We start from the raw sequence: 10,988 nt of genomic DNA, 5'->3' as shown, positions 1-10,988 counted from the left end.
GAAACCACCGTCAGGATGACCAGCCCGGCAAACAAGCCCGTAAACCCCTGGGTCCTGTCAAACGAAATAACAACAAAGGCGGCATACACCACCAGCCCCAGGGCGGCCAGCTTATGCAGGTTATACCACAGGGGGCTGTAAGGCTTCCCCATCCGGTGCAGAAAAACCCCCACCACCAGGATGACTGCCAGCAACACGGCATTGATCACGATGGCCGCGCTCATATCCTTCTGGATTTTTCGACATCCTCCACCACCTCGAGGGCTCGCGGATAGTCCTCCTCCATGACCATCACCTTCACTGAGCCCGCTCCTCCCGGCGAAGCCAGGTAAGGGGCAATGCTACCCAGGAAGTCATCTTTCAGGACGGCTTCGATGCCTTCGTTGACCAGGATGCTTCGCATCATACTCGCCTCATTGAAGGTGCCCGAGGTGACCTGCACCCAGTTGCTCGACCGTTGTTTTTCCATAACGTATTGTTTATTGATTCAAAAAGATTCCAGCAAAGGATAATCTTTCGCAATTTAGGAAAATTGCCCGGTTTAACCGCCCTTGCCGCAAAAAAACCCTTTTTTACAAAGTTCTCATTTTCCAGACCAGGGAAAGTCGCAAGGTCCGGTACTCCCAGTGGCGCAGGCCATAGATATACTGCAATCCCAGGGCCATTTGCTGAAAATCCCTGCGGAGTTCAAGGTTCAGTTGCATGGGTCTGTCCTTTTGATCTTTATAGCCCGAATAGCCTGCCCAGGATGCCGAAAGCCGGTATCCTGGCCATTCCAGGTCAGCGCCTAGGGCATAAAGGAAAGCGTCGTTTTGCTGATTGTGATCGTCGTTGGTTTGCCAGGAGTAGAAGCCTGCCATTCCAAAGGGGCGAAACAGTGGGCCTTGCCGATGGCCGAAATCCTTCGAGCAGCTCAGATCGAAAAAGTAACCCGGGCTGTCAGTGTAACGTGCCCCCTCCAGGGGTCCGCCCGAAGCGGTTTTTGTGGCCAGCCTCAGCAGGGTGTTGGGAAAGCTCCGGCCCTTGGAAAGCTGCACCAGGGTGGTGATGTACAGATCGCCCGCAGCATAGCCTTTCCCGTCTTCGAGGCGGGCGAGGCGTTCGTTGCGTATCTCTTCCGTGAAGGCAAAACGTTCCAGCATCACCCCATACACCTCAAGGGCAATCTTCCCCTGGCTGAAGGGCAGCAACAGCCTGCCTGATAGGTCCTGGGTGGGGTCGCCAGGATGAAAATGTGCTGAGGCCGACAGTTCCAGCTCGGTGCTGGGCTCAATGAAGCCCCGCTTCACCGCAGGTACGGGCAGGGCGTTAGGCCCCAGGTAGCCGGGCGAGAGGATCATCCAGTGACGCCAGCCCGGATCCCCTGCCTGCCAGCCGTGCAGGGTATTCCACCAGGTATAGTCAACCCCCTGACCCTGACAACAGGCCAGGCTGGCAAAGGAAAGCAACACCAATGTTAGCAAGCGCTTCATCGTGGCAAGGGGCTTTGCGTTTTACCAAAGGTATGAAATGACTGCATACCATAAAAGACCGCCCGAAATTTGTTGAACGATTCCGTTTTTTTTCTTTTCCTGCTTTTTGACGGACATTTCTTTATAAATTGCAAGCCGAATGAAACGGAAAGAGAAATGAAAATAATCATTACCGGCGCCGACGGGATGCTTGGCAGCAACCTCGTCAGGCTGCTTCTCGAACGCGGCCATCAGGTGAGCGCCTTCCTCCACCCTCAAACGAAATCAAAAACCCTGGAAGGCCTGCCCATAAAAACCTTTACGGGCGACATCCTTCAGCCCGAAACCCTGCTGCCCGCCTTCGACGGCCACGATGCGGTGATCCACGCGGCAGCTTCCACCGCCGTATGGCCCGCCCGTTCCGAAAAGGTCCGGAAGATCAACATTGAAGGCACCCGCAACGTCGTTGAGGCCGTCCTGGAAATGCAGATCCCCAAGTTGATCTACGTGGGCTCTGCCAGCTCGGTCAACACACAGCCCAAACCAAGCGACAAATACCCTTTTCCGGGGGCCAAGTTCGGCCTCGACTACATCGACTCAAAATATGAGGCTTATCAGCTGGTGATGGATTTCGTCCGTGAGCGGGGCCTGCCCGCCCTGGCCATCCTGCCCACCTTTATGATTGGCGCCTACGACAGCCTGCCCGGCACCGGAAAGATGATCCTCTCGCTGGCCAGCGGGAAGCTGAACTTCTACACCCGTGGCGGCCGCAACATCATCCACGTGAGGGACGTGGCCACCGCCATTGCCAACAGCCTCGAAAAAGGAGAAACCGGAAAATACTACATTGCCGGCAATGAAAACATCACCTACAAGGACTTCTTTGCCAGGGTAGGTGCTGCCATCGGCAAACCCTATCCCACCCGTGCCGTGCCCTCCTGGGCCGTGAAGCTGGCTGGCCTGGCAGGCGACCTGAGCGGGATGATCCTCAGAAAGGAACCCCTGCTGACTTACCCCATGGCCCGCATCGCCTGCGAAGAACAATATGTCGACAGCACGGAAACCGTCAGGGCACTCGGCATGCCCCAGACCGACATCTCCCTTGCCGTGAAGGAAAGCTACCAATGGTTTCTCGACAATCATTACCTGTAAACCCCATTTCCTATGACCCCTTTAAAAGCACTCGACCTCTCCTGGCACGAAGGCCATCTGGCCGTCTTTTTGCCCATCATTTTGGCCACAGTTTTTTTTATCGTCTTTTGGTTCACCTCCAAATCGGGCAAGGTGAAGGACTGGTTCTACCGCAGGGCTGATGCCGATGAGGCCTCTGTCAACCACATCACCTTCAATCGCGTCGTGGGTTTTGCAGCGATGGGGGTGATGCCCGCCCTGGTCCTGATGCTGGCGCTGCCCGGCACCACCCTGGCCAGCCTTGGACTAAAGCACAGCGCCGATACGGCCCTGTTCTCGTTGATTTGGACGCTGATCCTGTCGGCCCTGGTCATTCCCCTGGCCCTGGTGAGTGCCCGCAAGCCTAAAAACCTGGTCAACTATCCCCAGATACGCGCCAGGGTCTGGACCAACCGCATCGTGCTGATCAACGCCCTGGGCTGGGCCCTCTATCTCTTTGGCTATGAGTTTCTCTTCCGGGGGGTGCTGCTGTTCCCGCTGGTGGAACAGATGGGCGTCTGGCCGGCCATCGCCGTCAACATCGCCCTCTACTCGGCCACCCACATCCCCAAGGGGCTCGAGGAAACCATAGGCGCCATTCCGCTGGGGCTGGTGCTCTGCCTGCTCACACTGGCCAGTGGCACCATCTGGATTGCCTTCCTGGTACACCTCGCCATGGCCTGGACCAATAGCTTCACGGCTCTGAAGTTCCATCCTGACATCCATTACCAAAAATCCCGCATATGAGCCGCAAACTGTTTGAAGGCAAGGTGGCCATCGTGACGGGCTCAAGCCGTGGCATCGGCAAAGCCACCGCCCACATGCTGGCCGAACACGGGGCTTCGGTGGTGCTTAACGGCCGGAATATTGAAAGACTGGCTGCGGCCGAAAAAGAGCTGCTGGCCATTCACGACCGGGTGCTCAGCGTGCCTGCCGACGTGTCTTCCCCTGAAGGGGGGCGACTGCTGGTGGAAAAGACCCTCGAGCGCTTTGGGCAGATCGACATCCTGGTCAACAATGTGGGCGTCTCGATGCGTGGCCGCTTTGCCGATCTCGATCCTGCGGTCTTTGAAGCCATGTTCCAGAGCAATGTGGCGGGGGCGGTCAGCCCTTCTATAGCCGCCATGCCCAGCCTGAGGAAGGCCAATGGCAGCCTGGTATTCATTACCAGCCTTGCTGGCATCCGGGGATTGCCAGGCCTCTCGGCCTATTGCTCGGCCAAGATGTCGCTGCGGGCCATCGCCGAAAGCATACGCATCGAAGAGAAAAGCCACGGCATCCACGTGGGATTGATCTACGTGGGCTATACCGAAAACGAGGCAGGCAAGGAAACCGTGGCAGCCGACGGTTCGCTGGTGAAGATCGAACGGCGCGCGGGGAAAGGCGTGCAGACCATGGAGTCAGTGGCTGAGGCGGTTTTCAACAACCTGAGAAAAAGAAAATTCATCAGCGTCCTCACCCCCATCGGCAAGCTCAACGCCCTGATGCAGCGATTGTCCCCACGCTTGGTCGAACGAATCATCCTGGCGAACCTGGGGAAATTTGAGGCACGCAGCAAGTAAAGGTCAGGAGTTCAAAGTTTAAGGTTCAAGGTTTAAGGTTTAAAATTAGCAGCCCGAACTCCCTCTTTGGAGGGGGTGGGGGGAGGTTTTTGATTTCAGATCAGCGATTAACGAATGATGATTTATGATTTGTCCCCAAAAAAGGCAGTGCCCGAACTCCCCCTTTGGAGGGGGTTGGGGGGAGGTCCTTGATTTCAGATCAGCGATTAACGAATGATGATTTATGATTTGCTCCCAAAAAAGGCAGTGCCCGGACTCCCCCTTTAGAGGGGGTAGGGGGGAGGTTCTTGGAAATGCCTGAGACTTTTGATTTCAGAACAGGGATTAACGAATGATTTTTTTTTAAATTTAACCATAAATTGTCAGGGCCCGGGCTCCCCCTTTGGAGTGCTTGTCCGCTAGCCAGCGGAGGTGTTGGGGGGAGGTTAGATGAAACACACGGAAATTCCATACAATCCGAAACTTAAAGAATTTGCAAGGTATTTGCGAAAAAACAGTACCCTTGCAGAAATCCTGCTTTGGAATAAAATAAAGGGCGAATCCTTTGGGGTTCAATTTAAAAGGCAGGTCCCGATTGATGAATTTATTGTCGATTTTTTCTGTCATGAACTCATGCTGGTCATCGAAGTGGATGGATACAGCCACGATTTCAAATACGAATACGACCAACAAAGGCAGAAAAAGCTGGAGAACCTGGGTTTTACTATTATTCGTTTTGGTGATCAGCAGGTCAAAAAAGATATGTTCAATGTATTAAGGACCCTGGAAATTAACATTGATAAACTCAAATCTGAAAAACAAGGGGTTGTGGTAAAAAACAGAACCTCCCCCCAACCCCCTCTAAAGGGGGAGTAAGACCCCAAACCTTAAACCTTAAACCTTTAACCTTTAACCCCTAACCTCAAACTCCAAACCCCCTTTTATTCAGCAGTTTGTGAGCTTGAGATATTGTTGAGGCTGTAGCCGTCGTTCGTTCCCTCTAGGTCCCTGAAGGCGACATAAACCCTGATTTTTTCGTCTTCCTTCACGGGAGGCAGCTTGATCGTGGCTTGTCCCTTGCTTCGCTGTCCGGCATTGTAATTGTCGGTGGCGTCGAGGGTGGTGGTGTTGAGGGCCAGCATCAGGACCTGGTCAGTGGCTGAATAAGGCTTGCCCTCCTCAGGTTCGCCCCAGCTGACCTGACCTGTATTGCCGTCGATGGTCAGGATGAGGTCCCGGGCCCCGGCCCGCTCGCCGAGGCTCATCGTAAGCCAGTCCAGGGTTTCGGGGGCCGCGGACTGGTCATAACGCGCCAGGTTTTCCGACAGCGCCCGCTGGAACACGTACCTGCCCCCGGCCACATCGCGGAAACCCGCCTGCAGGAATGGCTTCACGCCCTGTACCACATTCATGACCCGCGCAAATTTACCCTGTGCTGCCTGAAGGGCTGGTGAGGCCGGACCCCGCCTCCCGGAAGGCTTATTCCTGACAATGGTCTTGCCGTTCATCTGGTAGATCACCATATTGCGAATGCGGCCCTGGAATTCGCCTAAGAACCCCTTTCTTGTGTATGCCATAGCTGTCAATGTTGTATGAAATCCGTTTTCAAAGATAATCAAATTTGAAATAAAAACGTAGTTTAAACGGGTTTTAGACGCTTTAAACCGTTTAAAACCCGTTTAAACTACGTCTCAAGTACAAAGAATGAGAGAAGGAAAAACGGGGGAGAAAAGGAATGAGTCATTGCTATACACTGGAAATGCCTGAATTCAGCCGCCATAACTCATTTTCCTCCCCGGTTTTCGGGTCTTTTTTTTCCTAAAAAAGAGGGGAGCATGTGCCCATTCCCCCTTGAAAATCAAATTTGTCAATCAGAAAATGGATTTGTATCGATATATTCTTTACATTTGAACATCAGGCCAACGGGGTTATGAATCATCTACTGTCTGGTGATCAGGGATTTATTGAAAAGCTCACCGACATTGTCCTTGCCAATCTTTCCAATGAGCAGTTCGGTGTCAGCGGGTTATCGCTGGAGGCGGGTTTAAGCCGCTCGGTTTTGCACCGCCGTTTGCGTGCCATCAGCAATCAAAATGTCAGCCAGTTCATCCGCGAGATCCGCCTGAAGGAGGCCCTGAAGTTGCTCAAGCAAAGCGAAGACTCCGTAGCCGAGATAGCCTACAAGGTGGGTTTCGGCAGCCCGGCCTATTTCAGCAAATGCTTTCACGCGTATTTTGAATGCACGCCCCTGGAGGCCAAAACCAGGGACTTCCCGGGGATCTTGCCAGGGGCCGAACCCGAGGAAGTGTCACCGGAAAGCCCCCCGGGGGAAGTGAAGACCCGGAAATCGCGTAAGATTCTGGCCCTGGCCGCTTCGGTGTTTTTGTTTCTGCTGGCCGCCTGGGTGCTTGTCAATGTGACCGTGGGCCGTAACCCCCTCGAACTCCCGGGCGGAAAGGCTAGCCAGGCCTCGGTGGTGGTGCTGCCCTTCAAGAACTTCTCGGGTGATCCGGAGAACCAGTACCTGGCCGACGGACTGATGGAAGACATCCTCAACAACCTTTACAAGGTGAGCGAGCTGCGTGTGATCTCGCGCACCACCTCCGAATATTACGGCCACAAAGATTTGTCGGCCCGCGATATTGCCCGCGAGCTGCATGCCGCCAATGTTCTGGAGGGGAGCATCCGTCGCCACGGTGACCAGTTGCGTGTGAGCGTCCAGCTTATTGATGCGGATCGTGAAGCGCACCTCTGGTCGGAAAATTACGATCGCGCCATTGGGGATGTACTGGGTATCCAGACCGACATTGCCCTGCGGGTGGCCGAGAAGCTCAATGCCCTCATTCCCCGGAAGGAGATCCGGCAGATGGGGCTGGCGCCCACCCAAAACCCTGAAGCCTACAATCATTTCCTGCGCGGGCGCTTCCTCCTTTACCAGGCGGCCACCGAACAAAGGGCTGACATCAACCGCACAGGCCTGATGAACAGCCTGCAGTGCTTTGAAAAAGCCATCGCTGCCGACCCGGGTTTTGCCCAGGCCTATGCCGAGCTGGGCAATGCCTGGCTCAACCTCTCGGCCTGGGGCTGGTACCAGCCCTATGAGGAGGGCATTGAAAACGCCCGGAAATATACCACCCGGGCGCTGGAGCTGGATCCGGACTGCGCCGTGGCCCATTGCATCCGGGGGACTTACCTGGTGTGGCCCGGGCGCCAGCTGGAAGAGGGGCGAAGGGAACTTCTTACCGCCCTTCGACTGAATCCCAACTACCCCTATGCGGTCCAGATCATGACCCAGCTGCTGATGATCACGGGACCCATCGAGGAATCACGCCGATACATGGACCGCGCCCTCGAGCTCGAGCCATATTTCTGGGTGGTGCACAACCTCAACGCCTGGGTGTATTATTTTGAGGAAAAGTACGATCTGGCCCTGGAAGCCTGCGAGACCGCCCACGACCTGAACCCGGGCTTTGTGGAAAACCGCTGGTTGTTTTTCCTGAACTATGCCAAGACAGGCCAGGGAGCACTGGCGGCACAAACCCTGGGAGAGATCGCCTCCTTGTATCCGGGGGTCACGGGTTTGCCTGATGAGATCATGGAGGCTTACCAGCAGGAGGGGATCCCGGGCTTGTTCCGCTGGATGACCGCCCTCAACCAGGAGCGACCCATCCCCGTGCCCGGCATGAACGGCCACCCCTATTTCCTGGGCTGGTGGTCGGCCCTGGCCGGCGATGCCGAGGGGACCATCCACTGGTTCCAGGTGAACCTGGAACAAAAAATTCAGCTGGGCCACTATTTTTATCTCATTGCCACCAACCCCGATTTCGACTTCCTGCGCCAGGATCCCCGCTTCCTGGCAATCGTCGACACAATGGGCCTTACCCCTTACCACTACCGGGCCCAAAGGTGACGCATGCCCTGATCTCCTTGCCTGGCCTGCTTTCTGCAACATAAGTTAAACGATTGTTTTTTTTCTGCAATCCTTTGCAACAAGGGTGCTATGCACCCGGCGGCGATTTTTTGGAACTTGCTTCCGAATCAGATCGTCTGATTTTTGTAGAACCAAAAAAGGAATAAAGATGAAAACAATGAATAAACTGTTGCTGATCCTTGGATTCGCAGGCCTGATGGTGTCGTGCGAAAAGGATTTGCCCTTCGGGAGGGAAGGGCAGGACATTGACCTAAAGGACCAGGCGGACGTAGCGGTCTTTATGGTAACCCCCAGCGGGGGCGATGACACGCCCGCCATTTACGAGGCGATTATGGATGCCCAAGCCGCCGGGCCCGGCTCGGTGGTCCAGCTGTGTGAGGGCGAGTATCACCTGGGCCTGATGGAAATCCGCGATTTCTATGGTGCCCTCATGGGGGCCGGGCAGGACAAAACAATCATCACGGCACAAACGGGTCTTGACATTGATCCCCTATGGGCGTCTAACCAGTTGCCCGACCTGGTCAAATTTGTCGGGGGCGACGTACACATCAGTCACCTGACCATCCAGACGCCTCCCGGGGCTGTTTCCACCGGGGGACCTGGCTGGGGCCATGTCACCTGCCTGATGAGTTTCACCACAGGCAATGCCCAATACGAACTTTACAATGATGACCGCACTCTGAATGCGGTGATCGACCATGTGTCCTTCAAGGGCCAGTACCTGGAAGGAGGCGCAGGGTTTTATTATTACACCTATAACTGTGCCTATGCCTTAAGGACCGGGGTCGATATCCGCTCCGCAGATGCAGGGACCATCCCCAGGGCTAAAGTGGACATTAAAATCACCAATTGCGACTTTGATACCTTCATCTACGGGACAGTCATTGAGGACCTGAAAAACAGCAAGGTGGTCCTTGGAGAGAAAAACAACGGGAACGTGTTCAACAACCTCGAACAAGGGGGCGGCGTCTGGGAAAGCCGGGCCATGGATATCCTGGTGGAAGGCAATACGTTTAATGTGCCCGAACTATGCTGGGGCTTTGACTACAATGACTATCCCTATTATGCCCAACTGCAAGATGATCCTGAGACCACCACCTCGCTTTGCAACATCCGGAACAATGTCTTTAACCTGAACACTGCCGATTATGCCATTTATTTTCGTAATCAGCGGCATTTCACGCATCCCGGCGAAAAGCCGGTGGCTTTCCAGGTCAAAAACAACAAGTTCAACATGACGGATGGGTACCCCATTGGCATTTATTCGCAGGTGACCAAGGGAGCGGTGATCCGCAACAATAAATTCAGCGGTTACGGATGGGTAGGGCTTTACCTGACCCTTTACAGCCAGGGTGGCCTGGTGCTGGGCAACAACTTCTCGACCGCCCAGTTTGACGGGATTGCCCTGTTTCTGGATTCCAACACCCAGGATTGGACCGTGGTGGGCGGCAATCTCAGAGAAAGTGCCATTAACCTGGGTATCAACAACGTGATCACCGGGATGAATATGTCTGAGATGGGTGAGCCTTTGGGCCGTGCCATTTCCGACAAGATCACCCATATGAATCATTTGATGCATTAATTAAACCTGGCAAAATGGTGTAAAGAAAAAACTGCCGCCCGATGTCGTGTCAATACCCTGATCTGATTCATTCCTATGGTAGAACAGCACTGGCGCAGTTGGCCCTCTGCCCGGGAACACCTGAAGAGGTTTCCCGGGGCGGAGGGGTTCTTTAACGAGCATTGATGATTATACGCATCATCAATGGAAGGGTGAAACAAACCTGGTGAAAGGCAAAATGTAAATTTTGACAATTGATAAGTCTCATTAATTAAAAATCGAAGATGATGAAAACACTGCAAAAAATTTTCTTATGGATGGCTGTAATCAGCCTGGTTGCGTCTTGCAACAAAACCGAAGAGTATGCTGAAGATGAAGACCTGCAACTGAAAAGCATGCAAACGATGGAAGTTACGGTTCCTTTTTATGCCAATTTCATTGGCGATTATGTCGGGTTATTTTTACCGGGTGATGAAGGTTTTGAATGTGATCCAATGTTTAATTGCCGTGTTTTGGTGGATGCACAAGGTACGGCGACGCATTTGGGAAAATTCACAGTCCATTTTGACTTTTGTGCCTGTGGCCCCGACGATCCCGAAATAGAGGGAACAGATCAGCAATATGGGCCAACGGAGGTCTGTCTTGTTGCCGCAAATGGTGATAAGTTGTTTGTATCCTGCGGCGGGAGCGTGGTGGACGGGAGATTGCCGCATCACCCGGAAGATGTGAGTAGTTATTGGAGAGACCCGTTTGTTATTACCGGGGGCACCGGAAAATTTGAAGGAGCGACTGGTGGCGGATTGACCGACGATTACAACAGGGACTCGTTTCCGGCCAACTCGTTCCACCATTGGAGGGGAAACATTACCCTGAAAAAAGGGAAGCCCTGACCGGAGGGTTTTAAGTTTTGTTGACTTAGTTAAGCGTTGGTTAACGCAGAGAGCCACCTTCCAGGGTGGCTCTTTTTTGTTGTGAAAATGAAGTAATAAGTGAATCATTTCCGGTGGTAATCAATGGTTTATAAATCTGTAAAACCCTGATATAATTCTTGCCGACAGGTTCTAAATTTACCGGTACTTCTTCACAAAAGCGTTCATCAAAAAGCTTAGCCATGAGCAGGCGGAAAACATTCTTCCTTTGTTTGCTGCTGTGTTTTGGCGTTCATGCCCTTTTCGGCCAGGAGGCAGTGGTGCCGGCCGGGGGCAATGCCACGGGCAGCGGCGGCTCGGTCAGCTATACGGCAGGCCAGGTTTTTTATCTTATTCATTCCGGACCTTCGGGCTCGGTGAGCCAGGGGGTGCAGCAGCCCTACGAGATCTTTGCGGTTGGGGTCG

13 protein-coding genes are annotated in these 10,988 nt (G+C 53.8%); 8 read left to right on the top strand and 5 right to left on the bottom strand.

Annotated features, from left to right (window positions below; translation table 11 throughout):
- The 3 genes from V2I46_08840 to V2I46_08830 form a co-directional block, all read right to left on the bottom strand.
- On the bottom strand, positions 1–224 hold a 224-nt coding region (locus V2I46_08840; GenBank protein ID MEE4177602.1), incomplete at its 3' end, for a hypothetical protein.
- The gene (locus V2I46_08835) at positions 221–469 is read right to left on the bottom strand and encodes a DUF2007 domain-containing protein (protein MEE4177601.1); all 249 of its coding nucleotides are present in this window, start codon (positions 467–469) and stop codon (positions 221–223) included. The genes V2I46_08840 and V2I46_08835, both read right to left, overlap by 4 nt.
- Positions 470–572: 103 nt before the next feature.
- Positions 573–1,472 carry a hypothetical protein gene (locus V2I46_08830; protein MEE4177600.1) on the bottom strand — a complete coding sequence of 300 codons (900 nt, stop codon included), beginning with the start codon at positions 1,470–1,472 and terminating at the stop codon, positions 573–575.
- A gap of 156 nt (positions 1,473–1,628) precedes the next feature.
- Between V2I46_08830 and V2I46_08825 the strand changes: the two genes are divergently transcribed.
- The 4 genes from V2I46_08825 (at position 1,629) to V2I46_08810 (ending at position 5,038) form a co-directional block, all read left to right on the top strand.
- A complete protein-coding gene (locus V2I46_08825; protein ID MEE4177599.1) occupies positions 1,629–2,603 on the top strand; it encodes an NAD-dependent epimerase/dehydratase family protein in 975 nt (324 codons plus the stop codon).
- 12 nt (positions 2,604–2,615) lie between these two features.
- Positions 2,616–3,368 (top strand): CPBP family glutamic-type intramembrane protease, encoded by a 753-nt coding sequence (locus tag V2I46_08820; protein ID MEE4177598.1) that lies wholly within the window; start codon positions 2,616–2,618, stop codon positions 3,366–3,368.
- Positions 3,365–4,183, top strand: a complete 819-nt coding sequence (locus V2I46_08815; protein ID MEE4177597.1) for an SDR family NAD(P)-dependent oxidoreductase — start codon at positions 3,365–3,367, stop codon at positions 4,181–4,183. Before V2I46_08820 ends, V2I46_08815 begins: the two co-directional genes overlap by 4 nt.
- Before the next feature lie 429 nt (positions 4,184–4,612).
- Positions 4,613–5,038 (top strand): DUF559 domain-containing protein, encoded by a 426-nt coding sequence (locus tag V2I46_08810; GenBank protein ID MEE4177596.1) that lies wholly within the window; start codon positions 4,613–4,615, stop codon positions 5,036–5,038.
- A 65-nt stretch (positions 5,039–5,103) separates the two neighbouring features.
- On the opposite strand, the gene V2I46_08805 is transcribed toward V2I46_08810, so the two are convergent.
- The gene (locus V2I46_08805; protein MEE4177595.1) at positions 5,104–5,739 is read right to left on the bottom strand and encodes a DUF6266 family protein; all 636 of its coding nucleotides are present in this window, start codon (positions 5,737–5,739) and stop codon (positions 5,104–5,106) included.
- Positions 5,740–6,092: 353 nt separating this feature from the next.
- Between V2I46_08805 and V2I46_08800 the strand changes: the two genes are divergently transcribed.
- The 3 genes from V2I46_08800 (at position 6,093) to V2I46_08790 (ending at position 10,544) form a co-directional block, all read left to right on the top strand.
- The gene (locus V2I46_08800; GenBank protein MEE4177594.1) at positions 6,093–8,072 is read left to right on the top strand and encodes a helix-turn-helix domain-containing protein; all 1,980 of its coding nucleotides are present in this window, start codon (positions 6,093–6,095) and stop codon (positions 8,070–8,072) included.
- A 178-nt stretch (positions 8,073–8,250) separates the two neighbouring features.
- Entirely contained in the window at positions 8,251–9,675 is a 1,425-nt protein-coding gene (locus V2I46_08795; GenBank protein MEE4177593.1) for a right-handed parallel beta-helix repeat-containing protein, read from the top strand.
- A gap of 266 nt (positions 9,676–9,941) precedes the next feature.
- Positions 9,942–10,544, top strand: coding sequence for a hypothetical protein (locus V2I46_08790; GenBank protein MEE4177592.1), 603 nt, complete (start codon positions 9,942–9,944; stop codon positions 10,542–10,544).
- A 40-nt stretch (positions 10,545–10,584) separates the two neighbouring features.
- Here the strand turns inward: V2I46_08790 and V2I46_08785 are convergent, their stop codons facing one another.
- A complete protein-coding gene (locus tag V2I46_08785; protein MEE4177591.1) occupies positions 10,585–10,767 on the bottom strand; it encodes a hypothetical protein in 183 nt (60 codons plus the stop codon).
- Between V2I46_08785 and V2I46_08780 the strand changes: the two genes are divergently transcribed.
- Positions 10,766–10,988: hypothetical protein (locus V2I46_08780; protein ID MEE4177590.1), on the top strand; the 223-nt coding region annotated here is incomplete at its 3' end. The genes V2I46_08785 and V2I46_08780 overlap by 2 nt on opposite strands.

Source organism: Bacteroides sp., from assembly GCA_036351255.1.
GTDB lineage: Bacteria > Bacteroidota > Bacteroidia > Bacteroidales > UBA7960 > UBA7960.
This window is presented reverse-complemented; position numbering and strand designations above follow the sequence as displayed.